18 protein-coding genes are annotated in these 25,626 nt (G+C 75.2%); 6 read left to right on the top strand and 12 right to left on the bottom strand.

The genetic code is table 11. From position 1 onward, the window contains the following. The first annotated feature begins 6 nt into the window (after nucleotides 1-6). The 3 genes from ABD254_RS01970 (at nucleotide 7) to ABD254_RS01960 (ending at nucleotide 5,571) form a co-directional block, all read left to right on the top strand. Nucleotides 7-3,540 carry a proline dehydrogenase family protein gene (locus tag ABD254_RS01970; protein ID WP_344245101.1) on the top strand — a complete coding sequence of 1,178 codons (3,534 nt, stop codon included), beginning with the start codon at nucleotides 7-9 and terminating at the stop codon, nucleotides 3,538-3,540. A 133-nt stretch (nucleotides 3,541-3,673) separates the two neighbouring features. Then, the gene (locus ABD254_RS01965) at nucleotides 3,674-4,525 is read left to right on the top strand and encodes a patatin-like phospholipase family protein (protein ID WP_344245099.1); all 852 of its coding nucleotides are present in this window, start codon (nucleotides 3,674-3,676) and stop codon (nucleotides 4,523-4,525) included. Continuing rightward, nucleotides 4,522-5,571, top strand: coding sequence for a 1-acyl-sn-glycerol-3-phosphate acyltransferase (locus ABD254_RS01960; protein WP_344245097.1), 1,050 nt, complete (start codon nucleotides 4,522-4,524; stop codon nucleotides 5,569-5,571). Before ABD254_RS01965 ends, ABD254_RS01960 begins: the two co-directional genes overlap by 4 nt. 21 nt (nucleotides 5,572-5,592) lie before the next feature. On the opposite strand, the gene ABD254_RS01955 is transcribed toward ABD254_RS01960, so the two are convergent. From ABD254_RS01955 to ABD254_RS01930, 6 genes are all read right to left on the bottom strand, one after another. Beyond that, a complete protein-coding gene (locus ABD254_RS01955; RefSeq protein ID WP_344245095.1) occupies nucleotides 5,593-6,603 on the bottom strand; it encodes a LacI family DNA-binding transcriptional regulator in 1,011 nt (336 codons plus the stop codon). A 9-nt stretch (nucleotides 6,604-6,612) separates the two neighbouring features. Next, nucleotides 6,613-8,175, bottom strand: coding sequence for a glycoside hydrolase family 1 protein (locus tag ABD254_RS01950; protein WP_344245093.1), 1,563 nt, complete (start codon nucleotides 8,173-8,175; stop codon nucleotides 6,613-6,615). A 69-nt stretch (nucleotides 8,176-8,244) separates the two neighbouring features. Next, a complete protein-coding gene (locus ABD254_RS01945; RefSeq protein ID WP_344245091.1) occupies nucleotides 8,245-9,159 on the bottom strand; it encodes a carbohydrate ABC transporter permease in 915 nt (304 codons plus the stop codon). After that, on the bottom strand, nucleotides 9,156-10,262 hold the full coding sequence (locus ABD254_RS01940) for a carbohydrate ABC transporter permease (protein WP_344245089.1): 1,107 nt from the start codon (nucleotides 10,260-10,262) through the stop codon (nucleotides 9,156-9,158). The genes ABD254_RS01945 and ABD254_RS01940 overlap by 4 nt, the downstream gene beginning before the upstream one ends. Nucleotides 10,263-10,373: 111 nt before the next feature. Continuing rightward, a complete protein-coding gene (locus tag ABD254_RS01935; RefSeq protein ID WP_344245087.1) occupies nucleotides 10,374-11,702 on the bottom strand; it encodes an ABC transporter substrate-binding protein in 1,329 nt (442 codons plus the stop codon). Between the two features lie 213 nt (nucleotides 11,703-11,915). Continuing rightward, entirely contained in the window at nucleotides 11,916-12,443 is a 528-nt protein-coding gene (locus ABD254_RS01930) for a DUF2505 domain-containing protein (RefSeq protein ID WP_344245085.1), read from the bottom strand. 63 nt (nucleotides 12,444-12,506) lie between these two features. Between ABD254_RS01930 and ABD254_RS01925 the strand changes: the two genes are divergently transcribed. Continuing rightward, nucleotides 12,507-13,982: a sensor histidine kinase gene (locus tag ABD254_RS01925; RefSeq protein WP_344245256.1), complete on the top strand. Its 1,476-nt coding sequence runs from the start codon at nucleotides 12,507-12,509 to the stop codon at nucleotides 13,980-13,982. A gap of 78 nt (nucleotides 13,983-14,060) precedes the next feature. Here the strand turns inward: ABD254_RS01925 and ABD254_RS01920 are convergent, their stop codons facing one another. After that, nucleotides 14,061-14,309 (bottom strand): WhiB family transcriptional regulator, encoded by a 249-nt coding sequence (locus tag ABD254_RS01920; RefSeq protein WP_166849954.1) that lies wholly within the window; start codon nucleotides 14,307-14,309, stop codon nucleotides 14,061-14,063. Nucleotides 14,310-14,527: 218 nt separating this feature from the next. Here ABD254_RS01920 and ABD254_RS01915 point away from each other — a divergent pair, with 218 nt between their 5' ends. Continuing rightward, nucleotides 14,528-14,950 (top strand): hypothetical protein, encoded by a 423-nt coding sequence (locus ABD254_RS01915; RefSeq protein ID WP_344245080.1) that lies wholly within the window; start codon nucleotides 14,528-14,530, stop codon nucleotides 14,948-14,950. Nucleotides 14,951-14,979: 29 nt separating this feature from the next. On the opposite strand, the gene ABD254_RS01910 is transcribed toward ABD254_RS01915, so the two are convergent. The 5 genes from ABD254_RS01910 to ABD254_RS01890 all read right to left on the bottom strand — a co-directional run bounded on the left by ABD254_RS01910 (nucleotide 14,980) and on the right by ABD254_RS01890 (nucleotide 24,777). After that, nucleotides 14,980-19,092, bottom strand: coding sequence for an FtsK/SpoIIIE domain-containing protein (locus tag ABD254_RS01910; protein ID WP_344245078.1), 4,113 nt, complete (start codon nucleotides 19,090-19,092; stop codon nucleotides 14,980-14,982). 71 nt (nucleotides 19,093-19,163) lie between these two features. Continuing rightward, entirely contained in the window at nucleotides 19,164-21,776 is a 2,613-nt protein-coding gene (locus ABD254_RS01905) for an ABC transporter permease (RefSeq protein WP_344245076.1), read from the bottom strand. Continuing rightward, entirely contained in the window at nucleotides 21,773-22,570 is a 798-nt protein-coding gene (locus ABD254_RS01900) for an ABC transporter ATP-binding protein (protein WP_425553610.1), read from the bottom strand. The genes ABD254_RS01905 and ABD254_RS01900 overlap by 4 nt, the downstream gene beginning before the upstream one ends. Nucleotides 22,571-22,750: 180 nt before the next feature. After that, complete coding sequence (locus ABD254_RS01895) at nucleotides 22,751-23,458, bottom strand: response regulator (RefSeq protein ID WP_344245074.1); 708 nt, start codon at nucleotides 23,456-23,458, stop codon at nucleotides 22,751-22,753. After that, nucleotides 23,455-24,777, bottom strand: a complete 1,323-nt coding sequence (locus ABD254_RS01890; protein ID WP_344245072.1) for a sensor histidine kinase — start codon at nucleotides 24,775-24,777, stop codon at nucleotides 23,455-23,457. Before ABD254_RS01890 ends, ABD254_RS01895 begins: the two co-directional genes overlap by 4 nt. 141 nt (nucleotides 24,778-24,918) lie before the next feature. Here ABD254_RS01890 and ABD254_RS01885 point away from each other — a divergent pair, with 141 nt between their 5' ends. After that, the gene (locus ABD254_RS01885; protein WP_344245070.1) at nucleotides 24,919-25,602 is read left to right on the top strand and encodes a response regulator transcription factor; all 684 of its coding nucleotides are present in this window, start codon (nucleotides 24,919-24,921) and stop codon (nucleotides 25,600-25,602) included. Nucleotides 25,603-25,626 lie beyond the last annotated feature (24 nt).

Below are 25,626 nucleotides of genomic sequence, written 5' to 3'. Positions count from 1 at the left end.
GGGACCATGAGCACTGCTGTTCCCGCGCGCGATGCCGCGCCCTCCGGCCTGGTGAACGCCGAGGCCCTCGTCGAGGACGCCGCCGCCCTCGCCCACCACTGGATCGCCGTCGCCTCCGGGGCGTCCCCGCAGGTCCCGGGCGCGCGGACCACGCGCGCGGACCGCAGGACGCGGGCCACCGCCGAGCGGCTCGGCTCGCTGGTCTCCGACCCCGCCGGGCTGGAGCTGGCCGTCGGCTTCGTCGACGACGTCGCCCGCCCGCACGACGTCGGCGTCGCCGCGACCGCCCTGTCCCGGCTCGGCCGGGACGCCGGGTCGGCCACGTTCCTCAGCCCCGTCGACCGCACGCTGTTCAAGGTCGGTGCGATCGTCGCGCCCGCGCTGCCGTCGGTCGTCGTGCCGGCCGCCCGCATCCGCCTGCGCCAGCTCGTCGGCCACCTCGTCGCCGACGCCGGCAAGGGGCTCGCGGCGCACCTGGCGCGCACCCGAGCCGAGGGGTACACGCTCAACGTCAACCTGCTCGGCGAGGCGGTCCTCGGCGAGGAGGAGGCCGCGGCCCGCCTCCAGCGCACCATCGACCTCGTGTCGCGCCCCGACGTCGACTACGTCTCCGTCAAGGTGTCCTCGGTAGCGGCCCAGCTCGTCACGTGGGACCTGGACGGCTCGCGCGAGCGCGTCGTGGAGCGCCTCCTGCCGCTGTACCGGGCGGCGCAGAAGAACGGCGTCTTCCTCAACCTCGACATGGAGGAGTACAAGGACCTCGCGCTGACCACGGCGGTCTTCACCCAGATCCTCGACCGCGAGGAGTTCCGCGGTCTCGAGGCGGGCATCGTGCTGCAGGCCTACCTGCCCGACGCGATGGGCGCGCTCGACCACCTCACCGAGTGGGCGCAGGGCCGCGTCGCCGCGGGCGGCGCCCGCATCAAGGTGCGCCTCGTCAAGGGCGCCAACCTCGCCATGGAGCACGTCGAGGCGGAGCTGCACGACTGGGAGCAGGCGCCGTACCCGACCAAGCCCGACGTCGACGCCAACTACGTCCGCATCCTCGACCACCACCTGCGCCCGGACCGCACGGCGGCCGTGCGCCTCGGCGTCGCGTCGCACAACCTCTTCCACGTGGCGCTCGCGGTGCTGCTCGCCCGCGGCCGCGGCGTCAACGGTGGCTCGAACATGGGCCTCGACATCGAGATGCTGCAGGGCATGGCGCCCATCGAGGCGCGGCTCGTGCGCGAGGAGCTCGCCAAGGACGGCGGCAAGGTCGTGCTGTACACGCCCGTCGTGCGCGACGAGGACTTCGACGTCGCCATCTCCTACCTGGTGCGCCGGCTCGAGGAGAACGCGGCGGAGCAGAACTTCCTGCACGCGGCGTTCGCGCCCGCCGCCGGGACCCCCGGCGTCGAGGCGTCGGCCATGGACCGCCAGGAGCTCGCGTTCCGCGCGTCCGTCACGCACGGCGTGCACTACGAGCCCGTCGACGTCGCGCCGCGCCGGCGCGACCGGTTCGCCGGCGGCGCGACCGCCCCGACCGCGACGGGGTGCCCGTCCGGCGGCGCGTTCCGCAACGCCGTCGACACCGACCCCGCTGTCTCCGCCCACCGCGCGTGGGCGCGCGGCATCGTCGGGCCCGACTCGGGCTTCGTGGGAGTCCAGGCGCCCGAGATCACCTCCGTCGAGGCGATCGACGCGGCCGTCGCCCGGGCCGCGCGCGCCCAGCAGGCGTGGGCCGCCGTCGCCCCCGCCGACCGCGCCCGCGTGCTCCGGGCCGCCGCCGTGCGGCTCGAGGCGCGCCGCACCGACCTCGTGACCGCGATGGTGCACGAGCCCGGCAAGACGGTGGCCGAGGCCGACCCCGAGGTCAGCGAGGCCGTCGACTTCGCGAACTACTACGCGCAGTCGGCCGAGGAGCTGGAGCACGTCGAGGGCGCCACGTTCTCGCCCGACGGCGTCACGCTCGTCACCCCGCCGTGGAACTTCCCCGTCGCGATCCCGGCCGGCGGCGTCCTGTCGGCGCTCGCGGCCGGGTCCGCGGTGCTCGCGAAGCCCGCGCCGCCCACGCCGCGCTGCTTCGAGATCGCGATCGACGCGGTGCACGAGGCGCTCGCCGAGGTCGCGCCCGAGATCGGGCTGGACACCGAGGTCGCGCGGGACATCGTGCATTTCGTCCGCGTGCCCGACGGCGACCTCGGGCAGCACCTCGTCACGCACGACGACGTGGCCCGCGTCATCCTCACCGGCTCGATCGAGACGGCCGAGCTGTTCGCCGCCTGGCGCCCGGAGCGCCCGGTGCTCGCGGAGACGTCGGGCAAGAACGCGCTGGTCGTGACGCCATCGGCGGACCTGGACCTCGCGGTCGCGGACCTCGTGAAGAGCGCCTTCGGGCACGCCGGGCAGAAGTGCTCGGCCGCGTCCCTGGTCATCCTCGTGGGCTCGGTGGGCGACCCGTCCACGGAGACCGGCAAGCGGTTCCGTCGCCAGCTGGTCGACGCGGTGCGCTCGCTGTCCGTCGGCGGCCCGACCGAGCTGTCCACCGTCATGGGGCCGCTCACCGAGCCCGCGCAGGGCAAGCTGCTGCGCGCCCTCACGACGCTCGAGGCCTCCGAGACGTGGCTGGTCAAGCCGCGCCGCCTCGACGCCGAGGCCGCCGCGGCGGGCATCGACCCCGAGCGCCTCTGGTCGCCGGGCCTGCGCGACGGCGTCGCGCGCGGCTCGTTCTTCCACCTCACCGAGGTGTTCGGCCCGGTGCTCGGCATCATGACCGCCAAGGACCTGGACGAGGCCCTGCGCCTGCAGAACCAGGTGTCGTTCGGCCTCACCGCCGGCATCCACTCGCTGGACGACGACGAGATCGCCACCTGGCTCGACCGGGTCGAGGCCGGGAACGTGTACGTCAACCGGCACATCACCGGCGCCATCGTGCAGCGCCAGTCGTTCGGCGGCTGGAAGGCGTCGAGCGTCGGACCGGGTGCGAAGGCCGGCGGCCCGAACTACGTGGGCCAGCTCGGCGCCTGGGCCGACGACGCGGCCGTCGTGCCGTCGCGCGGCAACGACCCCGAGGGCTGGCTCGCCTGGGCCGAGCGCTCCGACGCCGCGGCCTGGGACGCCGAGTTCGGCGTCGGGCACGACCGGTCCGGCCTGTCGGTGGAGGAGAACACCTTCCGCTACCGGCCGCTGGAGCGGATCACGGTGCGCGTCGGCGACGGCGCGCTGCCGGTGGAGGTGCGCCGCATGCTGGCCGCCGCCCGCCGGGCGGGCGTGCCCGCCGTCGTCGTGCCCGCCACCGACGCCGGCTGGGGCGTGCCCCACGAGGCCCCCGTGTCGCACGAGGAGTTCGCGGCCGCCGTCGCGGCCGGACGCGTCACCGGGCGCGTCCGCGTGATCGGCGAGGCGCCGGGGCTGGCCGAGGCCGCCGCCCGCCGCCTGGGCACCGTGACCGTCCTCGACGGCCCGGTGCTCGCCGGCGGCCGCCGCGAGCTGCTCGCCATGCTGCGCGAGCAGGCCGTGAGCCGCACCCGCCACCGGTACGGCCACGTGCACGCTTAACCGTTCCGACCCCCGCCGAACATGCGGTTGGTCCGGGATTCGCTGGGCGAATCCCGGACCAACCGCATGTTCGGCCTTCGAGAAGGGCATGGTCGGCGCGAGCACGAGCGGCCCACATGGCACGATCGGGCGCATGACGGTCGCGTTCGTGCTCGGGGGAGGCGGCGTGCGCGGGGCGGTGCACGTCGGGATGCTGCAGGCGCTGTTCGAGGCGGGCGTCCACCCGGACCTCGTCGTGGGCACGTCGATCGGCGCGATCAACGGCGCGGCCGTGGCGGCCGAGCCCGGCGTCGCCGTCGTCGACACGCTCGCCCGGGCCTGGTCCAGCCCCACGGCGAACGAGGTCTACGGCGAGGCCTGGTACCGGCAGCTCGGCCGCCTCGCCCGCTCCCGCACCCACCTCTACGACCCGGCCGCGCTGCGCCGCCTCATCGCCGGCACGCTCGGCGAGCACAGCACCTTCGAGGACCTGCAGGTGCCGCTCGTCGTCGTCGCCGCCAGCATCGAGCGCGCCTCCGAGCACTGGTTCGACGCCGGCCCGCTGGTCGAGGCCGTGCTCGCCTCCGCGTCCGTGCCCGGCGCCCTGCCGCCCACCGAGATCGACGGCGAGCACTTCGTCGACGGCGGCATGGTGAACTCGATCCCGCTCGGAGAGGCCGTGCGACGCGGCGCGACGACCGTCTACGTGCTGCAGGTGGGCCGGGTCGAGGAGCCGCTGACCGTGCCGACCAAGCCGTCCGACGTCGCCCGCGTCAGCTTCGAGATCGCGCGCCGGCACCGTTTCTTCCGCGAGCTGGAGGACGCCCGGTCGGTCGCGACCGTGCACGTGCTCCCCAGCGGCGGCTCCCTGCCCGGCGACGAGAAGGTGGGGGCGTTCCGCCGGCTCGACGCCACGATGCGCCGCATCGGGCAGTCGTACGGCGCGAGCCGCGCCTACCTGGCCGAGCACGCGACCGGGACCCGCGACGGCGGGGGAGCGTCGTGATCGCGCCCCCGCCGCGGTGGGCGCGCCGCGTGGTCCTCGCCCCCCTCGTGGTGCTGCTCGCCGTCGCGCTCGTGCCGACCACGCTCATGCTCGCGCTCGTCGTCGGCGCGGTGCTCACGTGGGTGCTCCCCGGCCGGCTGCGGGTGCTGCGCGTGCTGTGGATGCTCAGCTTCTACGTCGTGTGGGACGCTGCCGCGCTGGTCGGCTTCTTCCTGCTGTGGGTGGCGTCGGGCTTCGGCCTGGCGATGGACCGGCCGTGGGTGCAGCGGGCCCACGTGGCGTTCGCGCGCGTGATGCTCGGGACCCTGTTCTGGCAGGCCCGGTGGACGCTGCGGCTGCGGATCCTCGTCGAGGCGCCGTCGGAGGCCACGCTGCCCGACGTGCCGCTGGTGGTGGTGAGCCGGCACGCCGGCCCGGGCGACTCGTTCATCCTCGTCGACACCCTGCTGGGGCGCGCCCGCCGCACCCCGGCGATCGTCCTCAAGGACACGCTGCAGTGGGACCCGGCGATCGACGTCCTGCTGCACCGGTTGCCCGCGGCGTTCGTCACGCCGCTGCAGCGCCGGAAGGCGGGCCAGCCCGGGGCCGCGGCGACGATCTCCCGCATCGCCGGGGGCATGGGCCCGGACGGCGCGCTCGTCCTCTTCCCCGAGGGCGGCAACGTGACGCCCCGGCGGCGCGACCGCCGCATCGAGACCCTGCGGGCGCGCGGCCAGGACGCCCTGGCCGACCGGGCCGCGCGGATGCCGCACGTCATGGCCCCGCACGCCGGAGGGTTCCTCTCCGCGCTGGACGCGGCGCCCGCGGAGGCCGCGGTGCTGGTCGTCGCGCACACCGGGCTGGAGCGGCTCGTCAGCGTCAAGGACATCTGGCGGGAGCTGCCGATGGACAAGACGATCGTGCTCGGCGGCTGGCTCACCACGGTGGCCGACCTGCCCCCCGCTGCCGAGGGCCGCGAGCTGTGGCTCTTCGACCAGTGGGAGAGGGTCGACGCGTGGATCGCCCAGCGCGACCCCGCCGGCGTCGAGCAGCGGGCGACGAGCTAGGGAGGGTCGCCGCACTCCGTCTCAGGCGGACTGGCCCTCGATCAGGCGCGGCACGAAGATCTGCGGCTCGGCCGGCACGGGCCGGCCGTCGACCATGTCCAGGAGGGTGGACGTCGCGGCGGACACCATCTCCACGACCGGCTGCAGCACGGTCGTCAGCCGTGGGGTGGTGCGCTCGGCCCCGAGGGCGTCGAAGCCCACGAGGGCCACGTCGTCGGGCACGCGCCGGCCGGCCTCGCGCAGCACCTGCAGCGCGCCGGTGGCCATGAGGTCGGACGCCACGAAGACGCCGTCGACGTCGGGCTGGGTGACGAGGATCTTCTCCATCGCGGCGGCACCGCCCGAGACGGTGAAGTCGCCGTGCGCCACGGCGCCGGCGGGCAGGCCCGCGTCGGCCAGCGTGCGCTGCCAGGCGTCGAAGCGGTCGAGCGCCGCCGTCATGTCGAGGGGGCCGGTGATCGTGGCGATGCGCCGGCACCCCCGCGCGACGAGGCGCGCCGTGGCGACCGCGCCGCCGGCCGCGTTGTCGACGTCGACGAAGCGCAGGCTCTGCGTGTCGAACGGCCGACCGACGAAGACGGCGGGCATCCGGGAACGGATCAGCTCCGGCTCGATCTGGTCACCCTCGTGGTGCGACGCGACGATGACGCCGTCCACGTGCCCGCTGCGAAGATAGCGGGCGATGTGGCCGGGCCGCTCGCCCGGGCGCGCGAGCAGCAGCACCAGCTGCAGCTCCGTGCCGGTCAGGCCCTCGCTCACGCCCCGCAGCACGCCCGCGAGGAACGGGTCGGTGAGGATGCGGGCGTCCGGCTCGGGCACCACCAGGGCGATCGAGTCGGTGCGCCGCGTGACCAGCGAGCGCGCCGCCCGGTTCGGGGCGTACCCGAGCCGGGCGACCGCGTCGTCGACGGCGGACTGCGCCTCGGGCGACACGCGCTCGCCGCCGTTGACGGCGCGGGACGCCGTGGACCGCGAGACTCCCGCGGTCCGGGCGACGTCGTCCAGCGTCGGGCTGCCGTGCTCGGTGCTCACGACCGGAGACTACTCTCGAGCGGCCGGCCGGGCGGGCAGCGCGTTGTCGCGCGCGACCCCCGCGTACCAGCGGCCCGAGGCCTTGACGGTGCGCTCCTGCGTGCCGTAGTCGACGTGGACCAGGCCGAACCGCTTCGCGTAGCCGAGCGCCCACTCGAAGTTGTCCATGAGCGACCAGGCGAAGTAGCCGCGCACGTCGGCGCCGGCGTCGATCGCGTCCTTGACCGCGCGCAGGTGCGCGTCGACGAACTCCAGCCGGTCCTGGTCGTCCACGCTGCCGTCGGCCTGGACGGCGTCCGGGTAGGCGGCGCCGTTCTCGGTGACGAACAGCGCGGTGTCGCGCGGGCCTGCGTAGTCCTGCTGCAGCCGCACGAGCAGGCGGGTGAGGCCCTCCGGCTGCACCTCCCAGCCCATGTCGGTCGTGGGCAGGCCGCGGCTGTGGTGGTGGATGCCGTCCGGGACCGGGTTGGGGGAGCGGGTCTCCCAGAGCACGGTGTCCTCGCGGGCGCCGTCGGGGCCGGCCGTGCCCTCGGGGGCGCCGCCCCCGGCGTGCTGGGGCCGGGCGGAGACCGCCCCGCCGTTGTAGTAGTTGACGCCGAGCACGTCGATCGGGGTGGAGATGAGCTCCAGGTCGCCGGGCAGGACGAGGTCGGCGAGCCCCAGGTGGGCCACGTCGTCGAGGATGTCGGCGGGGTACGCGCCCCGCAGGATCGGGTCGAGGAAGATCCGGTTGAACATCCCGTCGTCACGGCGGGCGGCGTCCACGTCGGCCGGGTCCGTCGGGTCGACCGGGTCGGACACCGTGAAGTTGAGCGTGATGCCGAGCGTCGCCTCCGGGGCCAGCTCGCGCAGGGCCGACGTCGCCAGGCCGTGGCCCAGCATGAGGTGGTGCGCGGCGGCGAGCCCCGCCTCGGGCGACTTGCGGCCCGGGGCGTGCGCGCCCGACGTGTAGCCGAGGAACGCCGAGCACCACGGCTCGTTGAGCGTCGTCCACACCCCGACCCGGTCGCCGAGCGCCTCGTGCATCGTGACGGCGTAGTCGGCGAACCGGTAGGCGGTGTCGCGCTCCGGCCAGCCGCCGCGCTCCTCCAGGGCCTGCGGGAGGTCCCAGTGGTAGAGCGTGAGCCAGGGCAGGATCCCGGCGCCGAGCAGCTCGTCGACCAGCCGCGAGTAGAAGTCGAGGCCCTCGCGGTTGACGGTCCGGCCGTCCGGCACGACGCGCGCCCACGACGTCGAGAACCGGTAGGTGTCGAGGTTCAGGCCCTTCATGAGCGCCACGTCGTCGCGGTACCGGTGGTAGTGGTCGCACGCGACCATGCCGTCGTCGCCGTCCCGCACCGCGCCGGGGATGCGGCAGAACGCGTCCCAGATCGAGTCCCGGCGCCCGCCCTCGGCGCCCGCGCCCTCGATCTGGTACGCCGCCGTGGCCGTGCCCCACAGGAAGCCGTCGGGGAACGCGACCGGTCCCGAGGAGCTCGGCGTGGGGGCCGCGAGCGGGGCGGTGGGGACGAACGGCACGGGGGTGCCGGGAGCCGGGACGTGCGCGCCGGGGCCGGGGATGACGAGGCTCATTTGTGAATCTTTCCATCGGTCTCGGGCCCACGCAGGGGCCACTGGCGGAGGGTGCTGGTGCGGGCCGGGTCAACCCTTGACGGCACCGGCCATGATGCCGGCGACCAGCTGCTTGCCGACGAAGGCGAAGATCACCAGCAGCGGCAGCGTCACCAGGAAGATGCCGCCCATCACGAGCGAATAGTCCACGAAGAAGTTGCCCTGCAGCGACTTCACGACCAGTGGCAGCGTCGGGTTGGACTGGTTCAGCACGATCGACGGCCAGAAGTAGTTGGTCCACTGCTGGACGAAGGTGAACAGGCCGAGCATCGCGGCTGCCGGGCGAGCCGCCGGCAGGGCGATGGACCAGAACGTGCGGATCATGGAGGCGCCGTCGACGCGGGCGGCCTCGATGAGCTCGTACGGCAGGGCCTCGGACAGGTACTGGGTCATCCAGAACACGCCGAACGCGGTGACGAGGGCGGGGACGATGACGGCCTGCAGCTTGCCGATCCAGTCGAGGTCCGTCATGAGGATGTAGAGCGGGATGACGCCGAGCTGCGTGGGCACCGCCATCGTCGCGATGACGAACACCAGGAGCGGCCCGCGCCCGCGGAAGCGGAGCTTGGCGAAGGAGTAGCCGGCCAGAGTCGAGAACAGGACCACGGAGGCGGACGTGACGACGGCGATGATCACCGAGTTGGCGAGGGCCTTCCAGAAGTTGATCGCGTCGTTGGAGACCACTTCGGCGAACTGCTGGAACAGGCTCGCGTCGGGCAACCACTGCGGCACCGCGTTCTGCGCGATGGACGTCGGGTCGGACGAGCCGAGCAGCAGCGTGAAGTACAGCGGGAAGATCGAGATCAGGAGGACGATCCCGAGGAGCACGTAGGTGGTGCGGCCCGGACGGCGCTGCGCGGTCCGCGTGGCGCGGTTGCGGCGCTGTACGGCCTTCCGGGCGGCGCCCTTGCCGGCGGTCTGGGCGGTGACGGCGACGGAGCTCATCGGCGGTCCTCCCGGTCGGTGGTCGTGGTGGGGATGGTGGTCGCCGTGGCGGCGCTCGTCGGGGCCTCCGTGGCGCGGGCCTGCGCGAGCAGCTGCCGGGTGTGGCGCCGGCTCACCTTGGCGGCCTTGGGCCCCGAGGTCGAGATCCGCCGGGTGATGAGGAAGTTGACCATGCCGATGACGATGATCAGCAGGAACAGCAGCCACGCGACGGCGGAGGCGCGGCCGAAGTCCTTCTGGTTTCCCCATGCGACGTCGTAGAGGTAGACGACCGTGGTCATCCAGTCCCTGTCCGGCCCGCCGAGGCCGTACGGGTCGAACATGCGGACCTCGTCGAAGATCTGCAGGCCGCCGATCGTCGAGGTGATCACGATGAAGATGATGGTGGCGCGGATCTGCGGCACGGTGACGGAGAAGAACTGGCGGACGCGTCCGGCGCCGTCGATGACGGCGGCCTCGTAGAGCTCGCGGGGCACCGCCTGCATGGCGGCGAGGAAGATCAGTGCGTTGTAGCCGGTCCAGCGGAAGTTGACCATCGTGGCGATCGCCACGTGGCTCGCGACGCGGTCGCTGTGCCAGCCCACCGGGTCGATGCCCACCAGACCGAGGATCTCGTTGATCAGCCCGTAGTCGTCCGCGAACATCCGGCCGAAGATCATGGAGACGGCCACCGGCGCGACGACGTAGGGCACGAGCACCCCCATGCGCCAGAACGTGGCGGCCCGCAGGTTCTGGTCGAGCAGCGCCGCGATGGTGATGGCCAGGATCACCTGCGGCACGGTGGAGAGGACGAAGATCGAGAAGGTGTTGACGAGCGTCTTCCAGAACATGGGCTGCGCCAGGACGGCGGAGAAGTTCTCCAGCCCGACGAACTCGCCCTGCCCGCCCAGCAGGTTCCACTCGTGCATCGAGACGAATGCCGTGTACGCCAGCGGGAACAGCCCGGTGACGGCGAAGAGGATGAAGAACGGCGAGATGTACAGGTAGGGCGAGAGCTTCACGTCCCAGCTGCCGAGCCGCTGGGAGAACCCGACGCGCCGCGGGGGGCGGGACGCGGGACCGCTGCGCCCGGGCGCAGGCTGGGTGGGGGAGAGGACGGCCATCTGCTGCTTCCTGTACGTCGCCGGTGGAGAGCCGGGGGCCGCTGGTTGAGCCTGTCGAAACCTGGTCTCGACAGGCTCAACCAGCGAGGGTGTGGTCAGAGACTGGTCAGGTCAGAGCCCGAGCGAGGCGTACTCGTCGAGGGCACCCTGCCAGCTCTTCTCCGGGTCCTCACCGTTGAGGTCCACCCGGTTCAGCGCGTTCTGCACCGACTGGTGGATCGAGAAGTAGTTCTCGCCCTTGAACGGCGCACTCTCGATCGCCTGGGCGCGGGCCGAGAAGATCGGCCCGACAGGAGCGTCGTTGAAGAACGGGTTGGTGGACGACTGCACCGCGTCCGAGGCCTGCGCGTCGACCTGCGACGGGAACGTGTTGGCGTTCTCGTACGCGGTGGTCTGCTGCTCCGGGTCGGTCAGCCACGCCGCCAGCTCCTTGGCCGCCTCGGCGTTCGGGCCGGACGCGGGGACGGAGAGGAACGCACCGCCCCAGTTGCCGCCACCGCCGGGGAAGACGTCGGCGACGTCCCAGCCGTCGACACCGCCTGCGCGCTCCTCGATGGACGCGGTCATCCACGGCGGGCAGAGCATCGTGGCCCAGGCGTCGTTCTGGAACCCGGCGTCCCAGTCGGGGGACCACTGCTCGAGGCCGGCGGACAGCTCGTCGCCGACGGAGGCGGCGAGCACCTGGTCGTACAGGTCCTTGACCTCGGTGTTGGAGGCCAGGTCCTTGGGCTCACCCGTCTCGGGGTCCTCGTAGGCGCCGTCGAGCTGGTTGACCATGCCCTGGTAGGTGGGGAGCGCGCCGTCGAACCACGCGGAGTCCGACTTGGCGACGAACTGCTTGCCCGCCTCGAAGTAGTCGTCCCACGTGGCGTCCTCGCCTCCGAGGAGCTCGGCGACCTCCTCGCGGTCGGTGGGCAGGCCGGCCTTCTCGAACAGGTCGGCGCGGTAGCAGATGGCCTCCGGGCCGATGTCGGTGCCGTAGCCGATGAGCTTGCCGTCCGGGGTGGTGGCCTGCTGCACCTTCCAGTCCACCCACCGGCCGTCGAGCTCAGGGTCCGTGAGGTCCTCGAACAGGTCGGGGTACGTCATCAGCTCGGGGAGCCAGTCGACCTCGATGGCCTCGATGTCGGCCAGGCCTGCGCCCCCGGCGGCGAGCTTGGTGGTGAGGTTGTTGCGGGCCTCCTCCGAGGTCGGGGCGACCACCTGCTTGACCGTGACGTTCGGGTGCTCCTCGGTGTACGCGGCGAGGAGCTCGTCGGTGTACCCGAACTGGTTGAACGTGGCGACGGTGAGGGTGATCTTCTCGTCACCGGAAGCGTTGTCGTCACCCCCGTCGTCCGAGCCGCCGCAGGCGGTCAGGGCAAGAGCGAGGGTCGCGATGCCGGCGGTGGCCGCGACGGCGCGGCGGGTGCGGCGGGTGTGTCGGGTGCTGTCGAGCACGATGACTCCCTTGTCTGGGTCGGGCATACGGATAGACGTGATGGGAGCGCTTCCACCGCCATGGTGGTAGCGCTCCCATGGCCGCTTCAGATCGTGTCTGCCCCAGGGGGGTCACGTCAAGGCTGGAGTCGGCGACGATGCCGGACCGTGACCTTGGCCGCGGCGTTATCGCAGGTCAGGAGGGGTGAGGGCCGAGCGGTCGTGACGGGATCGTTACCCGTCGCCGCGGGGCCGGCCGCCCGCGGCGAGCCATTCGCGCCCCGCCTCGCCCTCCGCCTCGAGGGTCGAGCGGACAGCGTGGGCGGCTGCCTCGGCCACCACCGCGCCGAAGAGGGGGACCGACGCGCGCACCACGCCGTCGTACACCTGCCGGCACCCGCCCCCGGGCAGCGGCTCGATCGCCACCGTGCCGGTGACGCGCACCGGTGCCCCGGCGATCTCGAGCGCGACCGTCCCCACGCGGCCGCCGCCGGAGCCCGTCGCGGGCTCCCACGCCTCGGCCTGGCGCACCTCCAGCCGGTCGCCGACGAACGGGCGCACCTGGGTGGGGATGAGGTCGGTGGGCAGCGTGCGGCGGACCGCGATGGTGAAGCCCTCGCCGGGGCTGCCGGAGACGTCCACCTGCTCGACGGTGCCGCCCGCGGTCCGCGTGGCGCGCCAGCGCACGAACGCCTCGTCGGCGAGCATCGCGACGACCTCGTCGGCGTCCGCCGCGTACGTCAGCTCCACGGTCAGGTGCACGGGCACACCCTACCGAGGCCCGGCGCACGCGCCGACGCCCGTACCCTGGTGGGCGTGTCCGCCATGAGTGACCTCATCGCCCAGCACGCCGACCTCGCCGAGGGTGACGTCGAGTGGCTGCACCTGCTCGCCGGCGACTGGCAGATGGTCTCCGACCTCGCGTTCGCCGACCTGGTGCTGTGGCTGCCGACCACCGACGGCGGGTTCGTCGCGATCGCGCAGTGCCGCCCGTCCACCGGCGCGACGGTGCACTACGACGACATCGTCGGATCGCTCGCCCCCGAGGGGCAGCGCCCCCAGCTGGCCGCCGCGATGACGGAGGTGCGGGCGCAGCGCTCGCGTGAGCCCCGCTGGTTCGGCGCGTACGCGGTGCGCGAGGAGGCCGTGCCCGTCGTGCATTCGGGTCGGCCGATCGCCGTCGTCGCGCGCCAGACCAACCTCGGCTCCGGGCGCACGCCGAGCCGTCTCGAGCTGAACTACGTCGAGTCGGCCGACGACATCCTCGCGATGGTCTCGCGCGGCGAGTACCCGTCGCCCAACGCCGCGACCGGGCCGCGCCGCGGCGCCCCCCGCGTCGGCGACGGCCTCATCCGGCTCAACTCCGAGGGCGAGGTGCTGTACGCGAGCCCCAACGCCCTGTCGTGCTTCCACCGGCTCGGCGTCATCGGCCCGCTCGTCGGGCAGTCGCTCGTCGAGGTGACGGCGGATCTCGCCACCCACCAGAACACGGTCGACGAGTCGCTGCCGCTGGTCGTCATGGGGCGCGCGCCGTGGCGCACCGACATCGAGGCCAAGGGCGTGTCCCTGTCCCTGCGGGCGCTCCCGCTGACCGACCACGGTCAGCGGATCGGCGCCGTGCTGCTGTGCCGGGACGTCAGCGAGCTGCGGCGACGCGAGCGCGAGCTGATGACCAAGGACGCGACGATCCGCGAGATCCACCACCGGGTCAAGAACAACCTGGCGACCGTCGCCGCGCTGCTGCGGCTGCAGGCCCGCCGGATGGACGTGCCCGAGGCCCGCGCGGCGCTCGAGGAGGCGATGCGCCGGGTGGCGACGATCTCGCTGGTGCACGACTCCCTGTCCCAGACGCTCGACGAGAACGTCGAGCTCGACGACATGCTCAGCCGGGCGCTGCGGCTCGCGGCCGACGTCGCGTCGACCCGCACCCAGGTGAGCACCCGGCAGACCGGGTCGTTCGGGATGGTCCCCGCGCAGGACGCGACGCCGCTGGCGCTCGTGCTCACCGAGCTGGTGACGAACGCCGTCCAGCACGGCTTCCCGGGCCGCGAGTCCGGCACGGTCGAGATCGACGTCGCGCGCACCGGGTCGGCGCTGAGGGTCGTCGTCGCGGACGACGGCGTCGGGATGCCGGAGGGGATCGCCACGCTGGGCCGGGCGTCGCGCAGCGGGCTCGGCTCGCAGATCGTGCAGACGCTGGTGACGAACGAGCTTCGCGGCACGATCGGGTGGGTGGCCCGCGAAGGCGGCGGCACCCAGGTGGTGCTCGAGATGGAGCTGCGCGACGGGCACCCGAAGTAGGGAGCGAACGGTCCCGGACGCGACGACGCCCGCCCGCTCCTCGGAGCGGACGGGCGTCTGTGCGCGCGGGGCCGGGACTCAGCCTGCGCGGCGGGCGCGGGCGGTGCGGCGCTTGAGCGCGCGGCGCTCGTCCTCGCTCATGCCTCCCCAGACGCCGGCGTCCTGGCCCGACTCGATGGCCCACTTGAGGCACGTGTCGACGACGTCGCAGCGACGGCAGACCGCCTTGGCCTCCTCGATCTGGAGGAGCGCGGGGCCGGTGTTGCCGATGGGGAAGAAGAGCTCAGGGTCCTCGTCGAGGCAGGCAGCCTTGTGGCGCCAGTCCATGTCATCTCCTACGGGGTGGGAACCCGGGGGCGGGGCCCCGGGCACGGCGCAGCGTGCCCGTCCGGGTCCGGGGGTTCGGGGGTTCAGTGGAACTGCTATCCAGAGTCACACCTCGTGAAGCGGGGCACAAGAGGTTGCGCGGAAGTTTCTGGCGCATGAAGCGTGAGTGCTTCATCACACTGTCGTGAAACCGCAGGTCGCACGTATTCTGGCGTGTCATGCGCCCCCCTGTCACCCCCCCGGAGCCCGTCGGCCCGAGCCCGGACCGGCCCGGGTTGCTGAAGGTGGTGGCGGCCGGCGTGGCCCTCGAGGCGTTGCTGCTCGTCGCCGCGGCCGCGACGGTCGGGGTCGAGCTCGTCAGCGGCGGGTCGGGCAGCGTGGGCGTGAGCGTCTTCCTCGTGCTGTTCTTCCTCGGGGTGGCGTGGGCGTTGGTGGCCGCGACCCGCGTGCTCTGGCGGGGCCGGCACGGCGGGCGCGCCCCGCTGGTGGTCTGGCAGGTGATGCAGGGCCTGGTGGGCTTCAGCCTTCTCACGGGCGGGGTCACCTGGGCGGTGCTGGCAGGGGTGGCGCTCGTCGTCGTCGCCGCCGTCGTCCTCGTGGCGCTCATGACGCGCCGGGTCGTCGACGCCACCTCCGGCTGACCGCCTCCGACCGACGAGGCCGCGCGTCGTCACGGCAGCGCCACCTGCACCGGTCGCGCCCGCCCCGACGCGACCAGCGCGCCGCGCCCCGGACGGGGCGGCCCCGGCTCCGCGGTCTCGCCGAGCGGGGTCGCCAGCACGTCGTCCGCGCCGCGCTCGCCCGGGTGGAGCACGACGCCGGTCCGCGTGGCCCGCAGCTCCGCCAGCGCGCCGCGGTGGGCGAGCAGGGCGCCGGTCGTCGTCGCGGACGCCACGAGCACGCGGCCGCCGACGTCGTGCCCGCCCGGGCCGAGCAGGCCCGCGACCAGCTCGGCCTCGACGGGGCAGGTCTGGGCGAGCAGGTCCAGGTCGTCGACGACGAGGACGCCGGGCGCCAGGTCGTCCAGCAGGCGGCGGACCGCGGCGGGCGCGGGGACGGCGGCCGGGGCGACGCCGGCCTCCGCCCGCAGGTCGGCGTCGCGCGAGACGACGCCGGCGAGCCGCCCGGCCGACGCGAGCCGCCGCGCGACCAGCCGCAGCACGGAGGAGCGGCCCGAACCACGCGGCCCGGACACCAGCGCCCCGCCCGCGACGTCGAGGCTCACGGGCTCGGCCGCGTCGCCGCCCGCCCCCAGCACGACGACGGTCTCCCGCGCCGGTGCGGGCAGCGTGGCGGCGCGGACCACCACCGGCAGCGGGCGAACGACGACCGGCCCGGGGCGGTCGGTGCCGGTCTCGGTCCCGGCCTCGGTCGCGGGGACGGGCACCGGGCCGGTGCCGGGGAGCAGCACCTGGCACAGCGCGGCGTCCCCGCCGAGCCACGCCCCGCGCCCTGGGGGCCCGCCGGACCCGGCCAGCGGAGAGGGCGCGCCGAGCACGACGTCGGCGTGCGGGTCGCGGCCCAGCAGCACCAGGCGCGGCCCCACCCGCGGCGCGAGCCCGCCCACGGTGGCCCCGTCGGCCGCGACCGCGAACGCGGTGCCGCGGCCCGCGAGCGCAGCGGCCAGCGGGTCCCACGGGTCGGGCCCGGCGAGGGCCGCGCGCAGCTGCTCGACGGCGTCGACCACGACGAGCACGGGCGCGGCGCCGGGCGCGGGCTCGTGCGCGGCGAGCAGCCGCAGCAGCCGAGCCGCGCGGCGGGGGTCGTCGGGGCCGGCGAGCGTCCCGAAGCCCGGGTGCCGGGTCAACGGGGCGAAGGCGTCGCGGCCCGCGCGGGGCGCCAGGGCGTGCACGTGCCAGCCGCCGCCGAGCGCCGTGCGGGCGAGGGCGACCAGCGTCGTCGTGCGTCCTGACCGGGCAGTCCCGACCACGGCGAGGTGCCCGTCGGCGGGCGACCAGGAGACGAGCCGGCGGCACTGTCGTGCCGGGTCGTCGCCGAGGGCGAGCGGCAGCGTCGTGGCGGCCGGGTCGGAGCCCGCAGGCACGAGCGAGGCCGCCTCCGCCGCGGTCACGCGCTCGGGCAGCGGGGGGAGCCACGGCGCCGGCCCGGCGGCCAGGCCGCGGCGGCTGGCCTCCTCCCGCAGCGCCGCCACGAGGCGCTCGGCCGCGCCCGGTCGTTGCGGCTCGCTCGGTCGTCCCGGCTCGTCCGGTCGGTCCGTGAGGTCCGAGGGTGGCAGCGCCGGCGGGTACCCGGCCGCGCGCCAGGCGGGCGCGCGCCGGACGACAGGCCCGGCCGAGGGCGCCGTCCCGGCGTGCGCGCACTGCAGGGCGACCGGGTCCGCGGCGCCCAGCCGCAGCACCGCCCGCCCGGGGGTGCCGGGCCGGATGCGCGCGGCGGCGCCCGTGTCGACGACGTCGTGGGAGTCCGCGGCGTCCACCACGCGCAGCGCGACGCGCGCGGACACGTTGGCGCGCACGTCGGCGCTCACGGCGCCCGCCGGGCGCTGCGTGGCGAGCACGAGGTGCACGCCCAGCGAGCGGCCCTGCGCCGCGACCCGCAGGAGGCCGGGCAGGAACTCGGGCAGGTCGTCGGCGAGCGCCCGGAACTCGTCGATGACGACGACCAGCCGCGGCGGTGCGTCCGGGTGGCCGGCGAGCGCGGCCAGGTCCGCGGCTCCGCGGTCGGCCAGGAGCCGCTCGCGACGGTGCAGCTCGGCCCGCAGGCCGGCCAGGGCGCGCCCGGCGAGCCCCGCGTCGAGGTCCGTGACCTGCCCGACCACGTGCGGGAGCGCGCTGCAGGGCCCGAACGAGGCGCCGCCCTTGAAGTCGACGAGGGCGAGCGCGAGGTCGCGGGGGGAGCGTCGTGACGCGAGCCCGAGCACCAGGGCCTGGAGCAGCTCGGACTTGCCGGAGCCCGTGGTGCCGGCCACGAGCAGGTGCGGCCCGTCGCCGACCAGGTCGAGCCGCACCGTGCGTCCGTCGGCGTCCACACCGAGCGGCACGGCCCAGCCCTCGGAGGCGTCCCACGCGTGCACGGCTGCGCGTGCGGCACCGTGCGTCAGGCCGCGCGACCCGGTCGCAGGCAGGTCGGCGGCGAGGAGCTCGGCGAGGGACACCTCGGAGGGCAGCCGGGGGTCGGTCGGGTCCACGGCCACCCGGTCGTCCGCCCCTGGGGCGCCGAGGACGCCCGGCCGTGCTCGGCGGCCACCGGCACCGGCACCGGTGCCGTCGGCGGCAGCGAGCGAGGTGAGCTCGCGGCGGAGCGCCGCCAGGCCGGCGACCCGCCGGGCGAACCCCTCGGCCCACCCCGCCGAGACGCCGACGAGCGGCTCGGCGGCCGCCGTCCCGTCCGGCGCGCGACGCTGTACCAGGCCGTCGTCCCGCACCTCCCAGACGGTGCGGCACCACGACGGCGGCGCGGCGTCCACCGGCAGGCACAGCACGACGACGTCGACGCGATCGGGGCCCAGCGGGTCACCGGGGCGCGGCACCGGCGCTCCGCGGTGCTCGGCGCCAAGGTCGTCGGCGGCGTCCACCACCACCGCGCGCGGCCCCGTCTCGGGCAGCCAGCGGCACCACGACCACGCGTCGCGCCCCGCGCCGAGCACCGTCACGGACGCGCCCGCGGCGGCGATGTCGACGACGACCGCGCGGGCCACGGCGCGCGCCGCGTCCCGCGGCCCCCGGACCGCCAGCGCCCCGTCGGGGACGAGCGCACCCAGCGGCGAGCCGTCGCCGTCGCCCGACGTCCGGCCGGGGGCTCGGGCGCCGGTGCGGTCGTGCTGGACCGCGCGCCGCCACGCGCCGTCGGACGCCTCGTGCGCCGCCACGACACGCGCGAGGACACGGCCGGGCTCGGACCCGGGCGGAGCGGCGTTGGTCGCTGTGGCGGCGACCGGGCCGCCGTCGTCCTGGCCGCCCGGGGCGGCACGGGCGCGCCGCCGGCGCCGGGCGGCGAGCAGCTGCGGCACGAGGGCGAGCACCCCCACCAGCGAGAACAGCGCGTAGACCGGTTGACGCAGCGCGGCGGCGAGCACCAGGGAACCGACCACCGGGACCACCGCGGCCGCGGCGATGCCGGCGCCGTGACCGGTGGGTTCGGTGCGTTCCGCCGGCGCGGGCGGCGCGAGCCACCGGCCGACCTCGCCCGACGCGTGCAGCGTGTACCGCGCGCCCGCGGCCTCGAGGCGTGAGCCGGGCCGCCACCGCCGGGGGAGGCGTCCGACGCGCGCGACCCGTCGCCGGCCCCCGGCCGTGGTGCGCACCAGCCGCGCGGCGCCCGAACGGGTGCGCACGTGCACGCGGTCCGGACGCCGCGAGCGGGTCCGCACGACGATCGTCGGCCCGGTGCCCGAGGCGGCGCCCGGCGAGGCGGGCAGCGTCGTGGGCACGCCGGGACGCAGGCCCGTGACGACCCCGGCGTCGACGCCGTCGGCGCGCGCGACCAGCCACGGCCGGCGGAGCACGGCGTCCCGGACGACGTCCTCGACCGGGTCGCCCACCTCCCTCGCGACGGCGAGGGTGACGCCCGGCAGCAGCGGGCGGTGGCCGACGACGTCGGCGTCGGCGACCGGGACGCCGTCCGCCGTGAGCGGGGCGTGCCGCAGCTCGGGGCGGCGCAGCAGCGCGGCGAGCCCCGCCCGCAGCGCGCCGAGCGGGGCTCCGGCCGGGAGGAGCACGTCCTCGGCAGGGTGCACGGTCACCCGCACGCCGTCGTCGGATGGCGCGCCCTCCGCGCCCGACGGCGGCACGACGAGGGCGGGCACCCCGGAGGTCACGGACATGACCCCAGGGTGCCCGCCCCGGGCGGCGGTCACGGACCGCCTGTGGACAACCGCGTCACGCGGTCGCTCGGTCACTCGGTGGCGAGCGCCTCCACGGGCGAGGTGCGCGCCGCCGTCCGCGCCGGCACGACCGACGCGACCAGCCCGGCGACGGCCGCGACGGCCAGCATCAGCAGCACGTCGCGCCACGGCACGGCGATCACCGGCTCGCCGGCCCAGCCGAGCGCGGCGGCCGCGCCCGACCACCCGTACACGAGGCCGAGCAGCACGCCGAGCACCGCACCGACGAGCGCGATGAGCACTCCCTCGATCGCGAGCATCCCGCGCAGCTGGCCCTTCGACAGGCCGATCGCGCGCAGCGTCGCCGACTCGCGACGCCGCTCGATGACCGACAGGGACAGCGTGTTCGCCACCCCGATCAGCGCGATGACGACCGCCACCCCGAGCAGCCCGACGACGATCGCGAGCACGGTGTCGATGACCTGCTGGAAGCCGGCCCGCTCCACCGCGGCGCCGGTCACGTCGGCCGGGGCCTCGGTGTCGGCGACGACGTCCTGGATGTCGGGGACCACGGACGCCGCGTCGCGCGGGTCGTCCAGGCCGACCCACAGCCGGGTGGTGGCCGCGGCGGCGTCGATCGCGGCGAGGTCGTCCGGCACGACGAGCAGCCCGTCGTCGGCGAGGTCGGTCACGGCGGCCGTGGCCTCGAGCGCGCCGTCGGGGCCCGTGAGGGTGACGGTCTGGCCGTCGCCGATGCCGTAGTCCTCGGACAGCTCCTCCGGCACGACGACCGTGCCCGCCGCCAGGGGCGCGACCATCTCGGTGGACCGCATCACCTCGCCGGCGGTCGCGGGGTCCAGGCCGCGCACGGGCAGGTCGGTGGCCTCGCCGGCGCCGGCGCCCTCCGGCGCGACCTGCGCGGTGGTCGACGCGATCTCGGTGACGGTCGCGACGCCCGCGACGTCCTCGACCGTGCCGGTAAGGCCCGCGGGCACGGGCTGGGCGTCCTCGGGGGACCCGGCCAGGTCGGTCGATACCATGACGTCCACCGGGTAGCGGCCGTCGAGCTCCGCGTCCATCGTGACGCGGGCGCTCGCCGCGCCCGTCGACATCATGCCGACGAGGGTGACGCCGATGAGCAGCGCGGTCGACGTGGCGGCCGTCCGGCGCGGGTTGCGCAGCGTGTTCGCCGCCGCGAGCCGCGCCGTCGGGCCGGAGGCGCCCACGAGGCGACCGGCGAGCGCGACCACGCCGGGCAGCCAGAACACCGTGCTGACCAGCACGCCGACGAACGACAGCACGCCACCGGCGACGCCCACCATGAGGCCGAGGCTCGGCTCGCCCCCCGCCGTGCTGAGCACGACGCCGGCGCCGAGCAGGCCGAAGCCCGCGACGGCGACCAGCAGGGACAGCACCAGGCGGACGCGGCCGGCGCCCCGCGCGGCCGTGGGGGCGTCCGACGGGCGCAGGGCCGCGAGCGGGGCGACCCGGGTCGCCGCGCGGGCGGGGGCGAACGCCGCGACCAGGGTCACCAGCGTGCCGACCGCGATCGGCACCAGCACGACGGCCGGCGTCACGGAGATCGAGGCGGGCAGCGGGACCCCGAGGTCCATGCCGCGCCCGACGGCCAGGGCCACCTGCGCGAGCCCGGCGCCGACGACCAGCCCCGCGACCGAGGAGACGAACCCCAGGATCGCCGCCTCGACGAGCACGGACCGGCGCAGCTGCGCCTTGTCCGCGCCGACGCAGCGCAGCAGCGCGAGGGTGCGGGTGCGCTGGGCGACCAGCACCTGGAAGGTGTTCGCGATGACGAGCGCGGCGACCAGCAGCGCGACCGCCGCGAAGACCAGCACGAAGGTCGTGAAGATGACGTTGTCGCCGCCGGTCATCTCGTTGGCCACGGTCTCGGCGTGCTCGGTGGGCGTCACGACGTCCAGGCCCGCGGCGTCGGCCCCGGTGGACGCGGCGCTGTTCGTGACGGCGGCGGCGATCGCGGTGCGCGCGTCCTCGAGGTCGGCGGGATCGTCGAGGGTGACGAGGACGGTGCTCGGCTCGCTCGGGACGTCGCCCGGCGCCGAGAGGTCCGCCTCCCAGGCGGTGACGTCCGCGGCCGGCGCCACCGCGGCGCCGCCCATCATGGAGTAGGCGCCGTACGGGTCGTCGAGCGTGCCGGTGACGGCGAGCCGCTCGCGCACCTCGCGGTACGTGCCCTCGTCCGGGTCGTCGACGACGTTGCGCACCAGGGTGATCGTGTCGCCCGCCGCGGCGTCGAGGCGCTCGGCCACGTCCGCGGGCAGGGCGATCTCCCCGGAGGCCTCGGGCAGCGCGCCGGCGACGACCTCCAGCGGCAGCACCGCAGGGTCCGTAGGCTCGGCGAGCACGCCCTGGTAGATGGTGCGTCCACCGTGCTCGAGCTGCTGGAACGAGAGCAGCTGCTCGTCCGCGCTCGCGACGCCCGCCGTCCCGCGGACGGCGTCCAGCTCGGCGTCGGCCATCGGGACGCCGCGCACCACGAGGTCCGCGCCGGTGTACTGGGCGGCGATCGAGTCGTAGGTCGTACGGGTGACGACGTTCCCCGCGACGAGGGTGACGGCGACGAACGCGGTGCCGATGAGGATCGCGACGCCGGCCGCGGCGAGCCGCCCGACGCTGCGTCGCATCTGCGACAGGGTGAGGCGGATCATCGCGCGGCCACCGTCCGCAGTGCGTCGAGGCCGGCGAGGGCCGACTCCGGCGTCGGGTCCGTGATGTCGCCGGCGATCTTGCCGTCGGCGATGAGGACGACGCGGTCGGCGTACGCGGCGGCGGCCGGGTCGTGCGTGACCATAATGACCGTGCGGCCGAGCTCGCGGACGGAGCGGCGCAGGAAGCTCAGCACCTCGGCGCCCGAGCGGGAGTCGAGGTTGCCGGTGGGCTCGTCGGCGAAGACGACGTCGGGCTGCGCGATGAGGGCCCGCGCGATGGCGACGCGCTGCTGCTGGCCGCCCGAGAGCTCGCTCGGCCGGTGCGTGAGCCGCTTGCCCAGCCCGAGCGTGTCCACGAGGGTGCGGAGCCACGCGGCGTCCACCGTGCCGCCTGCGAGCTCCACCGGCAGGGTGATGTTCTGCTCGGCGGTGAACATCGGCAGCAGGTTGAACTGCTGGAAGACGAACCCGACACGGGTGCGGCGCAGCGCGGTGAGCGCCTTGTCGCCCAGGCCGGTGACCTCGGTCGAGCCGACGAACGCCTGCCCGCTCGTCGCGGAGTCGAGCCCCGCGAGCAGGTGCATGAGCGTGGACTTGCCCGAGCCGGACGGGCCCATGATCGCGGTGAACCGACCGGCGGCGAAGTCGACGTCGACGCCGTCGAGGGCGCGCACCTGCGCCTCGCCGCGGCCGTACGTCTTGGTGAGGGCGCGGGCGCGCACGGCGGGCGTGACGGCGGGGCGGGCGCCGGCGGGGGCGTCGTCGGGGATCGGGACGAACACGGTCGTGTCCACGGAGCTCTCCGGTGGTCGAGGTGGTGGCCCGGCCCCTCGACGAGGACGGCCGGCCAGGACACCTCCGACGCTACGGAGCGAGGGCCCCCGAGGGCATCGGCCCGCGGGCGGGTCCTCGTCGGCTCCCAGGTCATCCTCAGGTATGACGTCGACCCTGACCCGGCCCTGACGCCGCGAGGGTCAGGACCCCGGGCGGACCAGGCCGGCCTCGTACGCCGTGACGACGGCCTGCACGCGGTCGCGGGCGCCGAGCTTGGCGAGGATCCGGCCGACGTGCGTCTTGACGGTGGCCTCCGCGACGAACAGGTCCGTCGCGATCTCGGTGTTCGACCGCCCGCGCGCCATGAGCACCAGCACCTCCCGCTCGCGGTCGGTCAGGTCGGCGAGCGCGTCGCGCTGCGGCGCGGCCTGGTCGGCGGGCAGGGCGGTGACCAGGTGCTCCAGCAGGCGGCGCGTGGACGACGGCGCGATGACGGCGTCGCCGCGGTGCACCGTGCGGATGGCGGCGAGCATCTCCTCGGGCGGGGCGTCCTTGAGCAGGAAGCCGGACGCGCCGCTCCGGATGGCCTCCAGCACGTACTCGTCGAGGTCGAACGTGGTGAGCACGATGATCCTGGGCGCGTCCGGCCGGGCCGTGAGCTGCGCCGTGGCGCTGAGCCCGTCCAGGTGCGGCATCCGCACGTCCATGAGGACGACGTCGACCCGGTGGTCGGCGAGCAGCCGCAGGGCCTGGGCGCCGTCGCCGGCCTCGAGGGTCACCTCCAGATCGGGCTGCGAGTCGATGACCATCCGGAAGCCGGCGCGCACGAGCTGCTGGTCGTCGACGAGGGCCACGCGCACCGCCGCCGGGGCGGTCTCGTGCGGCGCGGTGTCGGGCGGGGTGGTCATGCGGTCTCCTCCGGGGTGGGCAGCGGCAGCTCGAGGCGCACGCGGAAGCCTCCGCCGGCCCGCGGGCCGGCCTCGAGCGTGCCGCCGTACAGGTTCGCGCGCTCGTGCATCCCGCGCAGGCCGAAGCCCGCGTCGTCGGCGGCGTCGTGCGCGGCCGCGGCGCCGCGGCCGTCGTCGGTGACCTCGAGGCGCACGGCCTCGGGCGCCCAGGTCACCGTGACCGACACCGACGGGTCGGGCCCGGCGTGCTTGCGGACGTTGGTCAGCGACTCCTGGCAGATGCGGTAGAGCGTGAGCCCCATGCCGGCCGGCATGGGGCGGGCGTCGCCGATCCGGGAGAACGCGACGCGCTGCCCGCCGGCGCGGGCCTGCGCCACGAGGTCCTCCAGCTCCTCGACGCCCGGCTGAGGTGCGGGCCGCGCACCGGGGGCGCGGCCCGGCCCGGCGGGGGCGGCGACGGCGCCCGCGGCCGGCGCGACGAGCTCGAGGTCGGCGGAGCCCTCGGCCGCACCGGCAGGTGCGTCGTCGTCGTGCGAGCGCAGGACGCCGAGCAGACGGCGCATGTCGGTGAGCGCGCTGCGGCCGGTCTCGCTGATGGTGCCGAGCGCGCGGACGGCGGCGGCCGGGTCGGCGGCGGCGGCGTACCGCCCGCCGTCGGCCTGCGCCACGACGATGGACAGCGAGTGCGCGACGATGTCGTGCATCTCGCGCGCGATCCGGGCCCGCTCGGCGGCCGCGCTGATGCGGGCCTGCTGGTCGCGCTCGATCTCGAGCCGGCGCGCGCGGTCGCGGAGGGCCTCGACCATGACGCGCCGGGAACGCCGCACGAGGGCGAACGCCCACACCGCCAGGCCGGTGACCAGGCAGAAGATCCCGACGGGCACCATCTCGAGGACGGCCCTCGCGCTGAAGCCCGCCTGGGCCGCGACGGCCACGGGCAGCACGACCACGCTCCCGACGGCGGTGGCGCAGATCGCGGTGACGTGCGACCACGTCGGGCCGTATGCGGTCACGGAGAACAGCGCGACGAGCACGAGCAGGTCGGCCGGCATGATCATCGGGTACCCGGCGAGCACGTGTGCCAGCGCGACGGCGTAGACCGCGATCGCGGACGGGACCGGCCGCGTGCGGCGCCAGGGCAGCGGCACCAGCATCAGGGCCGTCCAGACGAGGGTGGCGCCGCGCGAGTCCCACGGGTCGGACGCGTAGAGGTCCGTGGCCGCCACGAGCATGAACGCCGCGATCAGCGCCGTCGTCGTGAGGTCGACGGCGAAACGGTGCGCCTCGAACCAGCGGCCCGTCCGCTCGTACCAGCTCATGGCGGCCAGGGTAGGCACGCCAGGCAGCCGCCGCGTCCACCCGGGGGCTGACGTCGCGGTCACGTGCGTGTCACGACGACGTCACACCACACGGCGTGGGGCGACGCCCAGGACCTGGGGGGATGCCGCTAGCATGAGGGAATGACCCACGTACTGCTGGCCGAGGACGACCCGGCTATTGCCGAGCCTTTGGCGCGGGCTCTCTCGCGTGAGGGTTACGACGTCATCGTGCAAGGAACAGGTCAAGGAGCCGTCGACCACGCCGGGAGTGCGGACATCGTGGTCCTCGACCTCGGCCTGCCGGACATGGACGGGCTGGACGTGGCGCGGGAGATCCGCGGCTCGGGCCTGACCGTGCCCGTCCTGGTGCTCACCGCGCGGGCCGACGAGGTCGACCTCGTCGTGGGCCTCGACGCGGGCGCCGACGACTACGTGACGAAGCCCTTCCGGCTCGCCGAGCTGCTGGCCCGCGTGCGGGCGCTGCTGCGGCGCACGCACGGCGACACCGGCGAGGACGAGGAGCTGCGCGCGCAGGACGTCCGGGTCGACGTCTCCGCGCACCGCGCGTTCCAGGGCGACCGCGAGCTGCACCTGACCACCAAGGAGTTCGACCTCCTCAAGGTGCTCGTCGCGAACGCCGGCTCGGTCGTCGTCCGCGACACCCTGATGCGCGACGTGTGGGGCTCCGACCCGGTCGGGTCGACCAAGACGCTCGACATGCACGTGTCGTGGCTGCGACGCAAGCTCGGCGACGACGCGAACGCCCCGCGCTACGTGTCGACGGTGCGAGGGCTCGGCTTCCGCTTCGAGCTCGGCGCGAGCTGACGGCGCCGGCGGACAGGAACAGGC

Source organism: Isoptericola hypogeus, assembly GCF_039531145.1.
Lineage (GTDB): Bacteria > Actinomycetota > Actinomycetes > Actinomycetales > Cellulomonadaceae > Isoptericola > Isoptericola hypogeus.
The sequence above is the reverse complement of the archived record's forward strand: the minus strand, read 5'-3'. Positions and strand labels throughout refer to the sequence as shown.